16 protein-coding genes are annotated in these 19,785 nt (G+C 70.0%); 10 read left to right on the plus strand and 6 right to left on the minus strand.

The window, feature by feature from the left end:
* The 5 genes from RIV12_RS09060 to RIV12_RS09080 all read right to left on the minus strand — a co-directional run.
* Positions 1-719, minus strand: a 719-nt coding sequence (locus tag RIV12_RS09060; RefSeq protein ID WP_309323293.1) for an HhH-GPD family protein, incomplete at its 3' end; no start/stop codon positions are given.
* A gap of 149 nt (positions 720-868) precedes the next feature.
* A complete protein-coding gene (locus RIV12_RS09065) occupies positions 869-1,705 on the minus strand; it encodes a hypothetical protein (RefSeq protein ID WP_309323294.1) in 837 nt (278 codons plus the stop codon).
* Positions 1,706-1,827: 122 nt separating this feature from the next.
* On the minus strand, positions 1,828-2,313 hold the full coding sequence (locus RIV12_RS09070) for an SRPBCC family protein (RefSeq protein WP_309323296.1): 486 nt from the start codon (positions 2,311-2,313) through the stop codon (positions 1,828-1,830).
* Between the two features lie 129 nt (positions 2,314-2,442).
* Entirely contained in the window at positions 2,443-3,075 is a 633-nt protein-coding gene (locus RIV12_RS09075; protein ID WP_075417413.1) for an amino-acid N-acetyltransferase, read from the minus strand.
* 126 nt (positions 3,076-3,201) lie between these two features.
* Positions 3,202-4,299 carry a sugar-binding transcriptional regulator gene (locus RIV12_RS09080; RefSeq protein WP_075417395.1) on the minus strand — a complete coding sequence of 366 codons (1,098 nt, stop codon included), beginning with the start codon at positions 4,297-4,299 and terminating at the stop codon, positions 3,202-3,204.
* 361 nt (positions 4,300-4,660) lie between these two features.
* Here RIV12_RS09080 and RIV12_RS09085 point away from each other — a divergent pair, with 361 nt between their 5' ends.
* The 6 genes from RIV12_RS09085 (at position 4,661) to RIV12_RS09110 (ending at position 14,388) form a co-directional block, all read left to right on the plus strand.
* Positions 4,661-6,472 carry a glycerol-3-phosphate dehydrogenase/oxidase gene (locus RIV12_RS09085; protein WP_309323298.1) on the plus strand — a complete coding sequence of 604 codons (1,812 nt, stop codon included), beginning with the start codon at positions 4,661-4,663 and terminating at the stop codon, positions 6,470-6,472.
* Positions 6,473-6,639: 167 nt separating this feature from the next.
* The gene (locus RIV12_RS09090) at positions 6,640-7,380 is read left to right on the plus strand and encodes an MIP/aquaporin family protein (protein ID WP_309323300.1); all 741 of its coding nucleotides are present in this window, start codon (positions 6,640-6,642) and stop codon (positions 7,378-7,380) included.
* A gap of 90 nt (positions 7,381-7,470) precedes the next feature.
* Positions 7,471-9,006: a glycerol kinase GlpK gene (gene glpK, locus RIV12_RS09095; RefSeq protein WP_075418166.1), complete on the plus strand. Its 1,536-nt coding sequence runs from the start codon at positions 7,471-7,473 to the stop codon at positions 9,004-9,006.
* A 242-nt stretch (positions 9,007-9,248) separates the two neighbouring features.
* The gene (locus tag RIV12_RS09100) at positions 9,249-11,297 is read left to right on the plus strand and encodes a heavy metal translocating P-type ATPase (protein ID WP_309323302.1); all 2,049 of its coding nucleotides are present in this window, start codon (positions 9,249-9,251) and stop codon (positions 11,295-11,297) included.
* A gap of 279 nt (positions 11,298-11,576) precedes the next feature.
* Positions 11,577-13,286 (plus strand): L-lactate permease, encoded by a 1,710-nt coding sequence (locus RIV12_RS09105; RefSeq protein ID WP_075418165.1) that lies wholly within the window; start codon positions 11,577-11,579, stop codon positions 13,284-13,286.
* Between the two features lie 268 nt (positions 13,287-13,554).
* Positions 13,555-14,388, plus strand: a complete 834-nt coding sequence (locus tag RIV12_RS09110) for an RCC1 domain-containing protein (protein WP_309323304.1) — start codon at positions 13,555-13,557, stop codon at positions 14,386-14,388.
* Positions 14,389-14,514: 126 nt separating this feature from the next.
* Here RIV12_RS09110 and RIV12_RS09115 read toward each other — a convergent pair whose 3' ends face one another.
* On the minus strand, positions 14,515-15,132 hold the full coding sequence (locus tag RIV12_RS09115; protein WP_309323306.1) for a TetR/AcrR family transcriptional regulator: 618 nt from the start codon (positions 15,130-15,132) through the stop codon (positions 14,515-14,517).
* A gap of 176 nt (positions 15,133-15,308) precedes the next feature.
* On the opposite strand from RIV12_RS09115, the gene RIV12_RS09120 reads away from it, so the two are divergent.
* The 4 genes from RIV12_RS09120 (at position 15,309) to RIV12_RS09135 (ending at position 19,654) form a co-directional block, all read left to right on the plus strand.
* Positions 15,309-15,989, plus strand: a complete 681-nt coding sequence (locus RIV12_RS09120) for a GAP family protein (RefSeq protein ID WP_309323308.1) — start codon at positions 15,309-15,311, stop codon at positions 15,987-15,989.
* Between the two features lie 472 nt (positions 15,990-16,461).
* Positions 16,462-17,274 (plus strand): (Fe-S)-binding protein, encoded by an 813-nt coding sequence (locus RIV12_RS09125; RefSeq protein WP_075418162.1) that lies wholly within the window; start codon positions 16,462-16,464, stop codon positions 17,272-17,274.
* Positions 17,271-19,004, plus strand: coding sequence for a LutB/LldF family L-lactate oxidation iron-sulfur protein (locus RIV12_RS09130; RefSeq protein WP_075418161.1), 1,734 nt, complete (start codon positions 17,271-17,273; stop codon positions 19,002-19,004). Before RIV12_RS09125 ends, RIV12_RS09130 begins: the two co-directional genes overlap by 4 nt.
* Positions 19,004-19,654 (plus strand): LutC/YkgG family protein, encoded by a 651-nt coding sequence (locus RIV12_RS09135; RefSeq protein ID WP_309323310.1) that lies wholly within the window; start codon positions 19,004-19,006, stop codon positions 19,652-19,654. Before RIV12_RS09130 ends, RIV12_RS09135 begins: the two co-directional genes overlap by 1 nt.
* Positions 19,655-19,785: the final 131 nt, after the last annotated feature.

Raw genomic sequence — 19,785 nt, forward strand, 5'->3', positions numbered from 1 at the left:
GGGCGGCCGGCAGCCAGCCAGGCGCAGCCCGCCTGCCACGGGCAGGCGCCGCAGTCCGGTTCGCGGGCGGTGCACACCAGGGCGCCGAGCTCCATGACGGCCACCGACCAGTGAGCGGCGGTAGGGTCGTCGTCGGGCAGCAGGTTCAGTGCCCGCTCGCGCTCGGCCCGGTTGAGGCTGGGGGCGGGAAGGGCCTGGCCTCCGACGGCGCGGGCCAGGACCCGCCTGACATTCGTGTCCAGCACGAGGGCGCGGCGACCGTGGGCGAAGGCCAGGACAGCGCCGGCCGTGTACTCCCCCACCCCGGGCAGGGCCAGGAGGGCGTCGAGATCGTCGGGCAGGACGCCGCCGTGCTGCTCGACGACGCTGCGGGCGCACTCGATGAGCCGCAGGGCCCGGCGCGGGTAGCCCAGGCGTCCCCAGACCCGCAGCACCTCGGCGGTGGGGGCCTGGGCGAGCTCGGTGGGGCCGGGCCAGCGCGTCATCCACTCCTGCCAGGCGGGGATGACGCGGGCCACCGGGGTCTGCTGGCTCATGACCTCCGAGACCAGGACCTCCCACGGCGTCGTACCGGGCCGGCGCCACGGCAGATTGCGGGCGTGGGCGTCATACCAGGCCATGACGTCCTGCGCCGAGGGCTCAGCCGGATCAGCGGGTGGCAAGGGCGATGCCGACAACGCGGCAGTAATCGTGTCATCAGAGGAGGGGCGGTCGGGCACGGGGGACACCGTAGCGGCAACGGCTTGGAGGCTCCGATGAGGGCGGACTGGCAGGTCGCAGGCGTCCGCCCAGCTGACATCAGCACCGCACCGGTGTCGTCAGGTGCCACGACGCCCGGAGCTCTCGGGCATTGTGACAACCTCCTTCTTCAGGGACGGCTCAGCCCCTGTCGGCGCTCCTGACGCTCCCGGAGTCCCTGCTGGATGCCGAGGACGCCGCTCAGCTCGACGTACTCCCCCGTCTCCTGGGCGTATCCGCGGGCAAGAGCCCAGGACCAGATGCGGTCCAGCTCGGCGGCCCCCTTGCGCTCCAGCGCCTCGCCGCTGAACCCGGACCAGCTCAGGCCGGTCAGGGCGATGGCCTTGCCGTCATTGTCGACGACATAGGCCTCGGCATGGCGGATCTGGGGTCTGCCGGCGGTGGCACTCAGGGCCGCAGGCGCACCGGAGACCTTGACGAACAGGCCCGTGCGCGACCGGGGCCAGGGGATGTCGCGGCCCCTGCCGCCAGCCCCCACGTGAATGCCGGTGGCGTCGAGCACCGTGTGCACCGACATGAGAAGCAGGACGCCGAGTACCAGGAACACCCCGAGCAGCAGCAGGATGACGAATGCAGTGATCGTTCCCTCATCACCGAGGTAGATGAGGTTCCATACCGCTCCGGTCAGGCATACCAGCCCGAAACCGCCACCGACGAGGAGCTGAATGCGGCTGGCGAGCGTCGCCGTGGGTTTGAGCACGACCTTGTCCTGCTCGACTGGGATCGGACCGAGCTGAGAGGGCCGGTACTCGGGCTGCGGGGGCGACGCCGTCGGCTGCTGACCGCCCGCAGCGCCATAGGCCGGCTGGTCGGCGCCGACCTGGCCGTACTGGACCTGAGGACCGGGTCGGCCATACTGGCTCTGTCGGGAGGTGACGCCGTACCGGCCGGGTTGGTCGGGCTGGAACGGCCGGCCGTAGGGACCGTTGACCGGTGGCTGACTCATGAGCACTGTCCTCAAGGGGGCTTCGGATGCGCAGGAACGCGACAAGGCCTCGTCAGGCTACCGACTCGGCCCCGCGGCAGCCCCAGGCAGAACTCCCCATCACCCTGAACAGTCCGTGATGGCTACCTGCCACGGGCGAGGCGGCGCAGCACGCGCACCCTCGGGGACCATGTCGCAGGACGGATGACCGTGCCGGTGGTCTCACGTTCGGCGTTGTCGAAGAGGTCCTCGACGACGGCGTCATGCAGAGGCTCGACCACGGCCGGGAACAGGAGACGCATGGCTCCGCGGGTACGGCCGATGAGGACGTGGCGGATACGCGTGCGCCTTTCGTCCAGGGCGTCGAGACTCAGCTCGTGGGCACCGATGATCCCCGTGCGGGGACGGAAGGTGAACCGCACTCGCCGGCCGGGCTCGTACTCGCTGACGTAGTAGTAGATGTCGTCATGCCCTCCATCAGCTCCCAGCGCCAGAGGCCGGTCCAGGACCATCGGCGGCCAGTGCTGTGAGGGCCAGAGGCGATCATCCTTCTGCCCGAGCCCGTCGAGCAGGACGCCCAGGGGCTCGAGTGGGGCGTTGATGACGCGTTCGTGAACGTTGCGGATCATGGGTGCTCCTCCACGGTTGTCGCATGGCTGTCACACGATTGTCGGTTGCTCGTCCGAAGGATCGCGCCCGTTGCGCACCCAGTCGCAACGCAACCGGCCCGCTCGGCCCGGCCACTCAGCCTGATCTGCTCACAGGTGCAGGAGCATGCGGGCGTTGCCCAGGGTGTTGGGCTTGACCCGGGCCAGGTCGAGGAACGCGGCCAGGCCGTCGTCGTGAGAGCACAGCATCTCGGAGAAGACGTCCGCGCCCACCGGGGTGCCCTCGATCGGCTCGAAACCGTGGGATCCGAAGAAGGGCTCCTCGAAGGTCAGGCAGAACACCCGCTTGAGTCCCATCTCCCGGGCCTGTGCAATGAGCTCGCGCAGAATGGCCGAGCCGAGACCGGTCCCCACGGCGTCGGGGTGGACGGCCAGGGTGCGCACCTCGGCGAGGTCGTCCCACATGACGTGCAGCGCCCCACAGCCCACGATCCTGGGTGTGGCCGAGGCCTCTCCGTCATCTCCTCCACCATGCCCGACGACGCCGGGGATCTCCTCGGCGACGATGAACTCCTGAATGTCCTCGAAGTAGGAGATGAGGTCCTTGGAGACCAGGACGCGGCGTTCGGCATAGGGGCGCACCAGCTCGGCGATGGCGCGCACGTCCGCCGGGCGCGCCGGCCGCAGAATGCGGTGCGAGCCGTCAACCCCGTAGACCTCGGCCCGGTGTGTCGCCCGGCCGGCGGGCAGGTGTTCATTTGTCATGACAGCAGTGCTGTTCATCGTCGTCCGCATTCAGTAGGGCTCAGTTCTGGTCTTACGCCCCACGAGCCGGTGCACCACCGGCGACGTCGGAGCCGTGAGCAGACCGCAGCGCGATCCGGGCCCACATCCTGCCACGTTCGCGGCTCATCGAGAACCGCCCCCGGTCTGGCCGCGGGCCTCGGCGAGCTCCAGGACGGCGCGGGCGGTGGCGTCGTCGACGATGAGATCGGTGGCGGTCCGGGCGCGCAGCGCGGCCAGCAGGGCGCGGGCCTTCCCGGTCCCTGCGGCCACGCACAGGCGTCGTGGTATCCGGGCGAGCTGGGCGGGAGTCGGTCCGGTGGCCCGGGCGTTGAGGGTGATGTCGCGCCAGGAGCCGTCGGAGCGCAGCAGGACGGTGCACACGTCCCCCACCACGTTCTGGCGGCGCAGGACGGTCTGGTCCCGGGAGGTGAGGTGGCCGCCCTCGTAGACCTGGGAGGGCAGTGCCCCATTGAGGGCATCGAGGGCGCCGACGCCGAAGACGGCCAGGCTCGCGCGCCGCGCCACCGACAGGACCCGCTTGACCGAGCGCTCCGACCACATGGCCTCACGGGTGGCCACATGGTCGAAGAAGGCCGGCACCGGGAAGGAGATCGTGCGCGCCCCCAGCGACAGGCGCATCCGGGAGAGCACCTCACCGGCGCTGGGCCCCTCACGCACGGGATCCGAGGCGCCGTTGAGCTGGACGACGGTCAGTCCCGGGACCGAGCGCGAGGGCAGGGCGGCACTGACCTCCGACATGGTGGTGCCCCAGGCGACACCGACGACGACTCCCCCGGCACCAACGTCCTGGCCGGCCGCATCGGCCGCAGCGGACCCGCTCTGCTCGGCCAGGGTCTCGATGAGGTCGACCATGTGCGCGGCGGCGACGGAGGCGACCTGCTGGAGACGGTGGATCTCCGTGGTGCCCTCACGCACCGGGACGATATGCGTGCGAACCCCGAAGACCTGCGCCATCCGCCCCTCCAGGGAGCCGGCGCCACCGGGCTGGACGAGACTGACCCGCACGACGCCCTCCTGGCGGGCACGTGCCAGGAGCCGGGAGACGGTCGAGCGCGACACCCCCAGGTGGTGGGCGATCACCTCCATCGTCTCGCCCTGGACGTAGTACATGGAGGCCGCCTCATAGGCACGCAGGAGGCCGCCGGGGGCGGCGGCGCTCGCCGCGCTCCCGGCCGCGTCAGAAGCGGTTCTGCCAGTCACGTCATCCTCCTTCTCCTCCCGTCGACGACGGGGCTGTTCCACACAGCGGGGGCACGATCCTCCCGCGTGCGACATCGGATGTCCTGGCGAGGAGGACTGTCCGCACGGATAAGCGGACATTCTTGTGGATACCTCGAAAGCCATCTGCACATTAGTGCACGCACCTTGCGCATTCTCCCACCCACGACGGACAGTGGTGTCCGCCACCACAGCAGGGCCGTGCGAGCGCGACGGAACGCAGCGGGCCCCGGCACCGGAAGTCGGGACTCGGCCTGCACCCGGTCCGGCACCCCGGTCAACGCCGACCGTCCCCGTACAGCCTCATCAGTTCGACCTCACGACACGTAGGAGCCCAGGAGCCATGATCTCCACCCGCAAGCCCTCCTCCAAGAAGTCCTCCACCCGCGGCTCGGGGCCGGCCGGCCCCGCCTCCCCCTCCTACCCCGCCCCCATCCAGGACACCGCGCTCAACGCCGCCCAGCGCGAGCACGCCCTGGAGGAGATGGCCTCGGCCGAGGGCCTGGACGTGCTCGTCGTCGGTGGAGGCGTCACCGGTGCAGGCATCGCCCTGGACGCCGCGGCCCGTGGCCTGCGCACCGGCATCGTGGAGATGGGCGACTGGGCCTCGGGCACCTCCTCGTGGTCCTCCAAGCTCGTCCACGGCGGCCTGCGCTACCTCTACCAGCTCAACTTCGCCCTCGTGCACGAGGCCCTCACCGAGCGCGGCCGCCTGCTGAGCACCACCGCGCCGCACCTGGTCAAGGCCCAGCCCTTCCTGTGGCCGCTCAAGCACCACTACGAGCGCTCCTACTCCGCCGTCGGCGTGGGCATGTACGACGCCCTCGCCCTGGCCGGCGCCCGCGGCCGCAAGACCGTGCCGATTCAGCGTCACCTGGGCCGCAAGGGCACCTCCGCACTCGCCCCCTCCCTGGACACCAGCGGCCTGGCCGGCTCCATCCGCTTCTTCGACGCCCGGGTCGACGACGCCCGCCTGGTCATCGACCTGGTGCGCACCGCCGTCGGCCTGGGGGCACTGGCCGCCAACCGCACCAAGGTCACCGGTTTCCTCACCGACGAGCGCGGCCACGTCCACGGCGCCCGCGTCACCGACCTGGCCACCGGCACCTCCCACGAGATCCGGGCCAAGCGCACCATCAACGCCGCCGGCGTGTGGACCGAGGACGTCCAGGACCTGGCCACCGACGCGGGCGGCCTGAAGGTCCTGGCCTCCAAGGGCATCCACATCGTGGTCCCCAAGGAGGCCATCGACGCCGAGACCGGAGTCTTCCTGCGCACCGAGAAGTCCGTCCTGTTCATCATTCCCTGGCCCGAGTACTGGGTCATCGGCACCACCGACACCCCCTGGGACCTGGACGTCTCCAAGCCCGTGGCCACCGCCGCCGACGTCGACTACATCCTCGAGCACGCCAACTCCGTGCTGTCGCGGCCCATCACCCGCGATGACATCATCGGCGTCTACGCGGGCCTGCGCCCCCTGCTCCAGCCCAAGCTCAAGCCGGGCGCGGAGGCCGCCTCCACGAAGGTCTCCCGCGAGCACACGGTCACCCGGATCGCCCCGGGGCTGACCGCCATCGCCGGCGGCAAGCTGACCACCTACCGGGTCATGGCCGCCGACGCCGTCGACCATGCCCTGGGCGAGGCCCTGTCCCACGCTCACCCCTGCGCCACGCAGGAGCTGCCCCTGGTGGGTGCGGCCGGCTACCACGCCCTGGCCAAGCGGGCCGGGCGGATCGCCGGCGAGCGCGGCTGGACCCTGGAGCGGGTCACCCACCTACTGGACCGCTACGGTGACGAGACCCCGGCCCTGCTGGAGGCCATCGACGCCGCCGGCCCCGAGGAGCGCCTGGGCGAGCCGCTGGCGGAGGCCCCCACCTACCTGCGCGCCGAGGTCGCCTGGGCCGTCACCCACGAGGGCGCCGAGTGCCTCGACGACGTCCTGCTGCGCCGGGTGCGCCTGGACTTCTCGCGCCGCGACCGGGGCCTGGCCGCCGCCGACGAGATCCTGGAGATCATGGCACCGCTGCTGAACTGGTCGGAGGATGACGTCGCCGCCCAGAAGGAGGCCTACACCCAGCGCGTGGCCCAGATCACCGCGGCCGAGGCCGAGCTGACCGACGCCGCCGCAGTGGCACACATCACCGAACCGATCTAGTCTCCTGCTGGCCGGGCGGACCGCACCCGGTACCGCTCGGCCAGCGGGATCCCCGTGGTGCCCGCAGATTCCAGCGGAGGCGGGCACCGCGACCACCCTCCACCAACAAACCGGACCTCGCAGTCCCGAATAGACCCGCACATCGTCGTGCAGAAAGAGAGCCGCACATGTCTGCGACCCTGACCCAGATCTTCGCCTCGGAGGCTCTGGGGACGTTTCTCCTCATTCTTCTGGGCTGCGGCGTCGTCGCCGGTGTCCTGCTGCCCACCTCCAAGGCCAAGGACAGCGGCTGGATCGTCATCACCATGGCGTGGGGACTGGCGGTCTTCGTGGGTGTCTACGCCGCTTACAAGACCGGCGCGCACCTCAACCCGGCGGTGACCATCGGCCTGGCGGTCGCCGGACGGGACCTGGCCGAGGGGATCCCAGCCACGGCGACCACCATCCCCGTCTACTTCGCCGCCCAGATGGTGGGCGCCATGGCGGGCGCCGCCACCGTCTGGCTGTCCTACAAGAAGCAGTTCGACCAGAAGGCCGACGCCGCCAGCAAGCTCGCCGTGTTCGCCACCGGTCCGGCGGTGCGCTCCTACGGCTGGAACGTCGTGACCGAGGCCGTGGGCACCTTCGTCCTGCTGGCCTGGATCCTCGCCTCGGGCAAGACCCCCTCGGGCCTGGGCCCACTGGCCGTGGCCATGGTCATCGTCGTCATCGGCATGAGCCTGGGCGGCCCCACCGGCTACGCCATCAACCCGGCCCGTGACCTGGGCCCGCGCATCACCCACGCCCTCCTGCCGATCCCCGGCAAGGGCGACTCGGACTGGGCCTACTCCTGGGTCCCGGTCGTCGGCCCGATCATCGGCGCCGTCGCCGCCGGACTCATCGTCCCCCACTTCGCCGGGCTGTTCTGAGCCCGCACGACCTCGTACCGCATCAACATCATCGCTGCCGAGCGCAGCCCTCACCACCGCCCCCTCACAACGCAGTGAAAGGACATTCCTTTGAGCCCCAACAGCACTGAGAAGAAGTACGTCCTGGCCATCGACCAGGGTACGACCTCCTCACGCGCCATCCTGTTCAACCACGACGGAGGGATCGTCGCCGTCGACCAGAAGGAGCACGAGCAGATCTTCCCGCGCGCCGGCTGGGTCGAGCACGACGCGAACGAGATCTGGGACAACATTCGCTCCGTCGTCGGCGGGGTGCTGGTCAAGGCGCAGATCAACCGCCACGAGATCGCCTCGGTGGGCATCACCAACCAGCGCGAGAGCGCCGTCGTGTGGGACAAGAACACCGGCGAGCCCGTCTACAACGTCATCGTCTGGCAGGACACCCGCACCCAGAAGATCTGCGACCGCCTGGCAGGCGAGGACGGCCCGGACAAGTACAAGGACCGCGTCGGCCTGGGACTGGCCACCTACTTCGCCGGCCCCAAGGTCGCCTGGATCCTGGAGAACGTCGAGGGCGCCCGCGAGCGCGCCGAGGCCGGCGACCTCCTCATGGGCACCATGGACACCTGGACGCTGTGGAACCTCACCGGCGGGGTCAACGGCGGTGTGCACGCCACCGATGTCACCAACGCCTCGCGCACGATGCTCATGAACATCGACACCCTGGACTGGAACCCGGAGATCTGCGCGGACATGGGTATCCCCATGTCCATGCTCCCCGAGATCCGCCCCTCCTCCGGTGTCTTCGGCTACGGCCGCAAGAACGGCCTGCTGGTGGACACCCCCATCAGCGGCATCCTGGGCGACCAGCAGGCGGCCACCTTCGGGCAGGCCTGCTTCGAGAAGGGCCAGGCCAAGAACACCTACGGCACCGGCTGCTTCATGCTCATGAACACGGGCACCACCCCGGTGCGCAGCGAGAACGGGCTGCTGACCACCGTGTGCTACCAGATCGGGGACGAGCCGGCCGTCTACGCCCTGGAGGGCTCGATCGCCGTGGCCGGCTCACTGGTGCAGTGGTTGCGCGACAACCTGGGCATCATCGCCGACTCCAAGGACATCGAGGCCCTGGCCTCCAGCGTCGAGGACAACGGCGGGGCCTACTTCGTGCCGGCCTTCTCCGGGCTGTTCGCTCCGCACTGGCGTCCCGACGCCCGCGGCGCCCTGGTGGGTCTGACCCGCTACGTCAACAAGGCGCACATCGCCCGGGCCGTGGAGGAGTCGACCGCCTACCAGACCCGCGAGGTCCTCGAGGCCATGAACGCCGATTCAGGGCACGCCCTCACCGAGCTCAAGGTCGACGGCGGCATGACCCGTGACGAGCTGCTCATGCAGTTCCAGGCCGACCAGGTGGGTGTGCCCGTGGTGCGCCCGAAGGTCGCCGAGACCACGGCGCTGGGGGCCGCCTACGCCTCCGGCATCGCGGTGGGCTTCTGGTCAGGAACCCAGGACGTCATCGACAACTGGGCCGAGGACAAGCGCTGGGAGCCGGCCATGGAGGAGGCCGAGCGCGAGCGGCTCTTCCGCAACTGGAACAAGGCCGTCCAGCGCACCCTGGACTGGGTCGACGAGGACGTGGTCGAGTAGTCGTGCAGGAGTGACATCCGGCAGCACTCAGGCGGCTGCGCCAGCAACCGCCTGGTGAGCGCCTAGCATCCCGGGCGCCGCCGACGGGTCCCGCCTCCCCACGGGCCTGTCGACGGCGCCCTTCTGCGTCACTAGTCCTCTCATACACTGTCGAGCCGCTTGAATGGTCGGTAGATTCCTGGGTGGCGCTCTCCGGCCCGCTCCGTGGAGTCCTTCCCGTCCCCCTTGCGAGGAGTCCCTGCATGACGGCTCATCCACCCACCGCCCACGTGTCCTCACGTGTCTCGGCCCCGTCGGCCTCGACGCCGGCACTGCCCGTCGATGAGCCCGACGAGCTCTCCGGTGCCGGCGGATCCTCCGGCGCCCGCCCGGGCGAGCGCATCCTCGACCGGATCGAGTGGGCCGACATCGTGCGCATCGTTGTGGTGGGGATTGCGGCCCTGGGCGCTTGGATCGCGAGTGCGGTCGGCACGCCCGGTTGGGCCGTGGGCGCCGTCGGGGCGGTGGCGCTGGCGGTGGGCTGCTGGCCGATCCTCGTTGAGGCGGCCGGCGATCTGCGCGAGCGGCGCATGAGTATGGAGCTGTCGATGCTGCTGGCCATCGTGGCGGCCGCCGTCATCGGTGAGTGGGTCACCGCCCTGGCCGTGACCGTCTTCGCGCTGTGCGCCGAGGTCCTCGAGGATCTGTCCATGGACCGGGGACGCGACGCCCTGACCGATCTCATGTCCTTCCTGCCGCAGACCGCGCGGGTGGTGGCCACCCCTGAGTCGGCCGAGTCCGCCGAGTCCTCCGGGACCACCGATGTCCCCCTGGATGAGGTGCGCCCGGGGCAGGTCATCGTCCTGAGCCCCGGGGGTCGGGTGCCGGTCGACGGTGTCGTGCGCACCGGTCGGGTCGACGTCGACCAGTCCCGGATCACCGGGGAGGCGCTGCCCGTGCAGGTCGGGCCGGGCGACCGGGTCCCCGCCGGGTCGATCACCCGCGGCGCCCTGGAGCTCGAGGTGGAGCGGGTCGGGGAGGAGTCCTCCTACGGACGGATCGTGGCGGCGGTGCGCCACGCCCAGTCGTCGCGCGCACCGGTCCAGCGCCTGGCCGACAAGCTGGCGGCCCGCATCGTCTACCTGGCGCTGGCGGCCTCCCTCGTCACCTTCCTGATGACCAGGGACGTGCGCGCCACGATCTCGGTCATCATCGTGGCCGGGGCCTGCGGGGTGGCCGCAGGCACTCCCCTGGCTGTTCTGGCGGCCATCGCCCGCGCCGCCCGCTGCGGGGCCTTCGTCAAGGACGGCACCCACCTGGAACAGCTCTCCGCAGTGGACACGGTAGTCGTGGACAAGACCGGGACCCTCACCGTGGGCGCACCGCGGGTCGTGAGCGTCAGCCCCACCGAGGCCGCCGCCGGGGAGGACCAGGTGCTGGCCCTGGCGGCTGCGGCGGAGTGGAACTCCGAGCACCCCATCGGCCGGGCCATCTACTCCGAGGCCGCCGTGCGCGACCTGACGGTGCCGGTACCGGGCGACGTCGTCTACTCCCCCGGAGCCGGCGTGAGCGCCCGCATCGAAGGGCGCCGGATCACCGTGGGGCGCTGCCACGGGCAGGAGAACAGACCGGAGCGGGACACCTCCCGCTGCGACGACGAGGCCATCGCCTTGAGCACCGAGTCCGACCCGGAGGCCCCGTCGGCCACCTCGGTGGTGGAGGTGCGCGCCGACGAACAGCTCCTGGGCACCATCGCCCTGGCCGACAGGCTGCGTCAGGGGGCGGCCACCGCCGTGCGCGACCTGGGTGACATGGGGCTGGAGGTCCTCATGCTCACCGGCGACTCGGCCGCCTCCGCACGCCACGTGGCCGGCCTGCTCGGCCTGACCGAGGATCAGGTGCGCGCCGACCTGCTGCCCACCGACAAGGAGGAGGTCATCGACTCGCTGCGCCGGGCGGGCAAGTGCGTGGCCATGGTGGGTGACGGCGTCAACGACGCCCCCGCCCTGGGCGCCGCCGACGTCGGCATCGCCATGGGCACCGGCACGGACGTGGCCCGCGAGGCCGGGGACGTGGTGCTCGTGGGATCCGCACCGGCCGACCTGGTCGAGACCGTGCGGGTGGCCCGCCGGGCCCGGGGCATCATCATGGTGAACTTCGTGGGCACAGTGGTGGTCGACGTCGTCGGCATGATCGCCGCCGGGCTGGGGCTGCTGGGGCCGGTGGCCGCGGCCCTCGTGCACGTCGTCTCCGAGTCCGCCTTCATCCTCAACTCGGCCCGACTGGTGCCCCGGCGCACCCGCAGGCGCTGAGCCGACCGGCCACCGGTACGCACCACGACGCCGGCGCCTTACGCACGCGGTTCCCGAACGCCATCACACTCGGCGCCACCTCGGGCACCGCGCCCCGCACCCCCACTTTCGCCTGGAAGGCCGCGACAAGACGGCACGCGGCCACCTCATATGGTGCACAAGTCACCGTCTCCGTGGCATGATCATTGGGCCTTAGTACCCAGGACGTAACAACACGGCTGCCAGCCCAGCCCCGTTCGCGACCTGGACGACCCCATCAGTACTCACAGTGGAGTAGCCATGACGCCAGCCGTCCTGTCAGCCCTGCCAATACATCCGGCACCGCTCGCCCCAGCCTTGGCGGGACTGCCCGCCGCCTTCACGCCGTCGACCACCGCCGTGGGGGGCAACGTCTACCTCACAGCCGCAGTGGGCCTGCTGCCGCTGGTGGTGTTCTTCGTCCTCATGGGCGTGTTCAAGGTGGCCACTCACTGGTGCGCCATCATCTCCCTGGTGATCGCGGCCTTCACCGCGGTCGTTCTGTTCCACATGCCGGTGGGTATGACGGTCATGAGCGCCACCCAGGGCATGGCCCTGGGATTCGTCCCGATCATTTACATCATTATCGCGGCCGTGTGGCTCTACAACCTCACTGATGTCTCGGGTCGCTCCATGGACCTCAAGGCCGTGTTCAATGTGATCGGCAAGGGCGACATGCGCGCTCAGGCCCTCATCGTGGCCTTCTCCTTCTGTGGTCTGCTGGAGGGGCTGGCCGGCTTCGGCGCCCCGGTGGCGATCGCCGCCGCCATGGTGGCGACCCTGGGCCTGCCCAAGCTCAAGGCTGCCGTCGTCGTCATGGTCGGTAACGCCATCAACGTGGGCTTCGGCGCCATGGCCATTCCCACCACGACGGCCGGCAAGCTCGGCGGCGAGGAACCGGTGACGGTCGCGACCGCCATGGGGCACCTGACCTGGGTGTTCTGCGCCTTCATCCCGCTCCTCCTGCTGTTCATCCTCGACGGCGCACGCGGCGTCAAGCAGCTGTGGCCGCTGGCGATCGTGGCGGGGCTGGCCACCGGGGTGGGGCACTTCTTCACCCCCTCGATCTCCTATGAGCTCACCGCCGTGCTGGCCTCCCTGCTGGGGCTGGCCGCCTCCTACGTCTTCCTCCTGGTGTGGACCCCGAAGACCCCTGACGAGTACCGCTCCCAGGTGGCTGCCGACGACGCCCCCGACCGCGAGCGCGTCATCCTGGCCCTGCTGCCCTACATCCTGGTGGTGGTCATCATCGCCACGACCAAGCTGTGGACCCTGGGCGTCAATCTCGACAAGGTCTTCAAGGCCACTGACCTGCCCGTGAAGTGGCCCGGCGTGTACGGCCAGCTCCTGACCGCCAAGGGCGAGGCCTCCAAGAGCGCCATCTACACGTTCCAGACCCTGTCCAACCCGGGCACCTGGATCTTCCTGACCGCCATCATCGTCACCTTCATCTACTCGGCGCGCTCGGTGCCGGGCAAGTTCGAGATGAGCGTGGGCAAGGGCTTCGCCACGCTGGCCAAGACCTGCTACACGCTGCGCATGGCGATCCTGACGATCGCCGCCGTCATGGCCCTGGCCTACGTCATGAACTTCTCCGGCCAGACCTCCGCGATCGGTGCGGCCCTGGCCGCCACGGGCGCCGCCTACGCCTTCCTCTCCCCGGCTCTGGGCTGGGTGGGAACCGCCGTGGCCGGCTCGGCGACGAGCGCGGGCGCCCTGTTCGCCAACCTGCAGGCCACCGCCGCCCAGGGGGCCGGGCTCGATCCGAAGATCCTGCTGGCCGCCAACACCATCGGTGGCGGCCTGGGCAAGATCGTCTCCCCGCAGAACCTGGCCATCGCCTCGACCGCGGTCGACGCCCCCGGTACGGACGCCGAGATCCTCAAGAAGGCGGCGCCCTACTCCATCGGGCTGCTGCTGGTGCTGGGCGCTCTCGTGTTCCTGGCCTCCCAGGTGGGGCTGGGCGTCTGAGGCTGCCGGCCACTGACTCTCGCTACTGCGCACTGCGCCCCCGGATCCTTCGCGATTCCGGGGGCGCAGTGCGTGTGCTCAGCCTCCGACGTCGGATCGGGGACGTACTTCTCACCCGAGAACTGCGTTCTCCCACCGACGACTGCACCCCGGCACCAGCATCCTGCCGGCAGACGCAGTCCTCACCGCAAAGGTACGTTCTCGACGACGGCGTCGGTGGCGAAAGCCGGGCGGTTCTGCTGGGATGAGACCGAAGGAGGACTTCGTGATGACTCATGCTCCTTTGGCTGCTGGACGCCGGCACACGGTCCGATGCCTCCCCGACGGACGGGTGGTCGCCGTCGGAGCGGACGGTGCCGGAGAGTGCCGGGTCTCGCAGTGGCGAGGCGTCATCTCCGTCGCGGCGGGCAGCGTCCATGTGGCCGCCAACACCGGCCGGTCCCACACGCTGGGCCTGTGCGACGACGGAACGGTGCTGGCCTGCGGTTGGAACGCGCAGGGGCAGTGCGACGTCCGGGACTGGCGGGACGTCGTCGCCGTCGCCGCAGGATGGCGATTCAGCGCAGGACTGCGCATCGACGGGACGCTGGTGACCACCGGCCGCGACGCCGAGGGGCAACGGCAGGTTGACCACTGGCGCGAGATCACCGGTATCAGCTGCGGCGACTGGCACACGGTGGCCGTTCGTGCCGACGGGAGCGTCTGCGCAGCCGGCAACAACACCGCGGGCCAGTGCGAGGTTCACGACTGGCGCCGAATGCGCGCGGTATCCGCGAGCTACCTCCACACCTTGGGGCTGCTGAAGAACGGCACTGTTCACGCAGCCGGACGTCCGGAGCTCTGGGCCGGGATCGAGCGCTGGACCGATATCACCGCCGTGGCGGCGGGCAGCTACCACAGCATCGGACTCAGGGCCGATGGGACCGTCGTCGCAGCAGGCAGATCAGAGTCCGGTCAGTGCGAGGTGAGCCAGTGGCGCGACATCGTGGCCATTGCGGCGGGCGCGGCCCACACCGTGGGGCTGCGCGCCGATGGCGGCGTCGTCACCACCGGCAGCAACAGCCACGGCCAGCTCGGGGTCGGGGCCTGGTCCGCCGGCTGAGCCCGGCGCTTCCACGAGGACGCGCCTTGGGCTCGAGGACGGATGCCCGGATCACGGCCCTCACGCCTCAACGTACGTCCTCGACGGCACTCACGGCCGACGGCACCGTCGTAGGTTGCGCGGGTCTCACAGGCCTCGCAGGATCAGGCCCAGCCCCGAGCGCAGCTGGCCGATCACCTCGTCAGACTCCGTTGGCGGGGCGTTGAGCAGGTCGAGGGTCAGCCCGTTGACGACGGCGGTCACCAGGCGCGCCCCCTCGGCGGGTGACAGGTCCACGCGCATACGACCGGCCTTCCGAGCGTCCGCCAGAATGCCCTCGACCCAGGTGCGCATGATCTGGAGCGCCTCCCAGTAGGGATCGGCCAGCCAGGGCCTGGTGGATGCGGCGGCACCGAAGGCGACCCAGGCAGCCGCGTCCTCGCGCTGCACGGCCCCGGTCGGCAGAAGCTCGGCAAGAGCCCTCACCAGGGTCTCCGGCTGCGCGGGGTCGACCTCATGAGAGACCACACGGCCGGCCTGGCGCTGGACGGAGCGGACGAGGGCGTCGGTCAGCAGAGTTCGCCGGCTCGGCGAGCGGTACTGGACTGTGCCCGGGGCGACTCCGAGCCGGGCCGCGACACTGCGCACGCTGACTCGGTCGAAGCCCTCCTCGGCGATGATGGCAATGGTGGCGTCAGCGGTCATGCTCGCGGCCGGCGACATTGGGGAGGCGAGGCCCGATTGCCGGTTCGTCTCTTGGTCCATAACGCTCTCCTCCGTCGTTCTTCACCTCAGCACCTTCACGGCCACCTTCCACCGTCACCACCGCAGGCTCCCCTGGCACTTTACGGCAGTTGCCTCGCCAGACCATTCCTCATACGATCGTACGAGAACCGTCATACGGTCGTACGACAACAGTCGGCCAACGAGCGAGGTACCCCATGGAGCACGCCGCCACACTCGCAGGACTCGCCCTGCTGGACTCCACCAGCCTGGGCACGCTGGTCATCCCGATCGCTCTCGTCGTGCGCAGCCGTCGCGTGGACCGCGGACCGATGACCATCTACCTGACCACCGTGTGCCTGGTGTACCTCGGCCTCGGGATCGCCCTGGTGGCCGGCTTCGACCTCATCGGCTCCGCCGCGGCACACCTGGCCCGCACCGAGACGGCACAGTGGGCGACCCTCGTCATCGGCGTGGTGCTGGCGGGTTTCGGCATCCTCGGCCCCGACCCGGCCAGGCCCGAGCCCGGAACGGATTCTCTGGGAAGCCGACCCACCCCCGCCTCGGCCGGGGCGATGGTCGTTCTAGGACTGGGAGCCTCACTCGCCGAAGCCGCCACCATGGTTCCCTACATCGCGGCGACCGGGATCATCGCCTCCTCACCAGAGGCTTGGCCGGGACGGATCGTCACCCTGATCCTGTACTGCCTGGTCATGATCGCACCCGCCCTCGTCCTGCTCGTCCTGGCCGATACGCTGGGGCAGCGTTTTCTACCCAAGCTGGCCAGAATCGCCCCCAGGCTGGAGTACGAGGCCAAGGTCACCCTCCTGTGGATCGCAGCGATCCTCGGCCTCCACCTCGCCGGGCGCAGCGCAGGCGCCCTGGGCCTGTTGGGCTAGCCGCACCAATCGGAGACCTACTTCTCACCCGAGAACTACGTTCTCCCACCGACGACTGCGCCCCGGCACCTGCATCCCGCCGGCAGACGCAGTCCTCGCCATGAAGGTGCGTTCTCGCAGCAAAAGTACGTCCTCGACGGCGGTGGTCTCGCTCCCGCCGGGGCCTCCCCGAGCCCGGTCACGGATAAGGACAGTGATGCATGACGCAATCCGCGTCTAGGACTTACCTCCCACACGCCGCGGACACCCCCTGCTCAGCCCACCCTCACCCCACACAGATCCTTGCCACCTCAAGGGAAAACCACCTCGGAGAGCGGAACCAACCGACCGGGAGAGCGTCGTCGTCAGATGAGTGCCACCGCCGAGCCGTAGCCTGAGACGCAGCCGAGGCCGCATCACGTCCTGCTCCGAACGCAGGTAAGTCCGGGCGGTCCTCGTGACAGTCTCAGCTACGACGTCGTGGAGGCATATCTTGCGAATCGCCCTTTTCGCCACCTGTCTTGCGGACACCATGTTCCCGCAGGCAGCGCAGGCAACCGTCACCATCCTGGAGCGGCTCGGCCACCAGGTCTGCTTCCCGGAGGGACAGGTCTGCTGCGGCCAGATGCACGCCAACACCGGCTACTTCAAGCAGGCCGCCAAGATCACCCGCAACCACGTGGACACCTTCTCCCCCGTCCTCGACGGCGAGTGGGACGCGATCGTCATCCCCTCGGGCTCGTGCACCGGCGCGGCCCGCCACGAGCAGGAGCTCGTGGCCGAGCACGTGGGCGACACGGCCCTGGCCAAGCGGGTCGAGCAGATCGCCGCGCACACCTACGACCTCAGCGAGCTGCTCATCGACGTGCTGGGCACCGAGGACGTGGGCGCCTACTTCCCCCACACGGTCACCTACCACCCCACCTGCCACTCGCTGCGCATCGCCAAGGTCGCCGACCGCCCCTACCGCCTCCTCAAGGCTGTCGAGGCCCTCACCCTCATCGACCTGCCCGACGCCGAGGTCTGCTGCGGGTTCGGCGGCACCTTCTCCATGAAGAACTCCGAGACCTCCACCGCGATGCTCGCCGACAAGATGAGCAACGTGATGTCCACGCGCGCCGAGGTCCTGTGCGCCGGCGACTACTCCTGCCTCATGCACATCGGCGGTGGCCTGTCGCGCGTCAACTCCGGGGTACGCATCATGCACCTGGCCGAGATCCTGGCCTCCACCAAGGATGCGCCCTTCGAGGGCAACATCTCCTTCGCTCCCAAGCACGTCCAGCACACACAGGCGGTGGCACGATGACACAGGTATTTCTGGGCATGCCCCACACGGGCGGCTGGCGCACCGAGGTCGAGCAGCCCGAGGACACGCTGCGCTGGGGACACACCTTCCCCGAGGGTGCGCACAAGACGCTGGCCAACACCCAGATGCGACGCAACCTGGGTCACGCCACACGCACCATCCGCTCCAAGCGCGCCGACCGCGTGGCCGAGATGCCCGACTGGGAGGACCTGCGCAACGCCGCGGAGGCCGTCAAGTTCGAGGTCGCCTCGCGCCTGCCCGAGCTGCTGGAGCAGTTCGAGGCCAACGTGACCGCCCGCGGCGGGATCGTCCACTGGGCGCGTGACGCCGCCGAGGCCAACCGGATCATCACCGACATCATCGCCTCCAAGGGCGTCGACGACGTCGTCAAGGTCAAGTCGATGGCCACCCAGGAGACGAACCTCAACGAGTACCTGGCCGACCGGGGCATCACCGCCCACGAGACGGACCTGGCCGAGATGATCGTCCAGCTCGCCGACGACATGCCCTCGCACATCGTGGTGCCCGCCATCCACCGCAACCGCTCCGAGGTGCGCGGCATCTTCCTGGACCGCATGGACGACGCCCCGGCGGATCTCTCCGACGACCCGCAGGAGCTCACGGCCGCGGCCCGCTCGCACCTGCGCAACAAGTTCCTGCACGCCTCGGTGGCCGTCTCCGGCACGAACATGGGCGTGGCCGAGACCGGCACGGTCTCGATCTACGAGTCCGAGGGCAACGGGCGCATGTGCCTGACCCTGCCGGACACGCTCATCACCCTCATGGGGATCGAGAAGCTGGTGCCCCGGTTCCAGGACGTGGAGATCTTCTCCCAGCTCCTGCCGCGCTCGGCCACCGGTGAGCGCATGAACCCCTACACCTCCATGTGGACCGGTGTCACCGAGGGCGACGGCCCCAAGGAGTTCCACCTGGTGCTCATGGACAACGGGCGCACCAAGACCCTGGCCGACCCGGTGGGCCGCCAGGCCCTGGCCTGCATCCGCTGCGGGTCGTGCATGAACATCTGCCCCGTCTACCAGCACACCGGCGGGCACGCCTACGGCTCGGTCTACCCCGGCCCGATCGGCTCGATCATCACCCCCCAGCTCACGCAGGGGCTGGCCGACGACGACCCGGTCCACACCCTGCCCTTCGCCTCCTCCCTGTGCGGGGCCTGCGGCGAGGTGTGCCCGGTCAAGATCGACATCCCCACGATCCTCGTCCACCTGCGGGCCCGCTCCGTGGATGTCAAGCGCCGCGTGGTGCCGGACGTGTGGGACGTGGCCATGAACGTCTCGGCCCCGGTGATGTCGAAGAGCTCGTTGTGGGAGGCCGCCTCGCAGACGGTCAAGGCCTCGGCGCTTCTGGGCGGCAAGGAGGGCAAGATCGGCGCCCTGCCCTTCCCGGCCTCACTGTGGACCGGGGCGCGTGACCTGCCGGTGGCCCCCTCGGAGACCTTCCGCCAGTGGTGGCGGCGTACCCACCCCGAGGGCGAGACCCCCCTGAGCCAGATCGCCGACTCCCGGGCCGGCCGCGGCTACGCAGACGGCTTCCCGGCCGACCCGCCACCGCCTCCCGGTCAGCCGGTGTCCGGCAGCGCGAGCGCCGACGGCGAGCCCGCCCCGGCCGCGCTGGACGCACGCTCGGCCATCATCAACCCTGAGCCGATCGCCCCGGAGGCACCCGCCACCCAGGCCCCGGCCGGCTCGACCAGCGAGGAGGAGCTGTGATGGATGCGAAGTCCGCGATCCTGGCCCGCGCCCACGACGCGATCTCGCGGTCCCAGACCCGCCCGGTGGGGCCGATCCCGCGCAACTACATCCGCTCCGGGGAGAATCCCCCCGGCTCCAAGCCCGTGGTTGACGAGATGATCGAGAAGCTCGAGGACTACTCGGCCGAGGTCATCGTCGCCCCCAAGGACGCGGCGATCCTGGATGCCATTGACGAGCTGCTCGGTGAGGCGCGCTCCGTCGTCGTCCCCACCGGGCTGCCCGAGGCATACAAGGAGGCGGCGGCCCGCAACGGCCGCACCGTGGTGGAGGACTCCCGCCAGGAGGCCATCGCCACCCTCGACCTCAATGAGATCGACGCCGTGTTGACCTGCTCGCGCGTGGGCATCTCGATCTCGGGGACGATCGTCCTCGACGGCGAGCCGGACCAGGGCCGCCGGGCCATCTCGCTGGTGCCGGACAAGCACGTCGTGGTCCTGGAGCGCGAGGCGATCATGCCGACGGTGCCGCAGGCCGTCGATGTCCTGGGCGAGCACCCCACGCGTCCGATGACGTGGATCGCCGGCGGTTCGGCCACCAGCGACATCGAGCTGGTGCGCGTCAACGGCGTGCACGGCCCGCGCAACCTGCGCGTCGTCATCGCCCACTGAGGTTCATCAACCGCACCCGCACTCCGCGTCGCCCGATGGCACACCGCCCGGGCGGCGCGGAGTTCTTCTGCGTTTTCTCCGCTCCCGCAAGGACTTCAGCGAACTGAGGCGAGGACGGGCAGGCCCGGTGA

The organism is Actinomyces stomatis (assembly GCF_031292835.1).
GTDB classification, from domain to species: domain Bacteria; phylum Actinomycetota; class Actinomycetes; order Actinomycetales; family Actinomycetaceae; genus Actinomyces; species Actinomyces stomatis.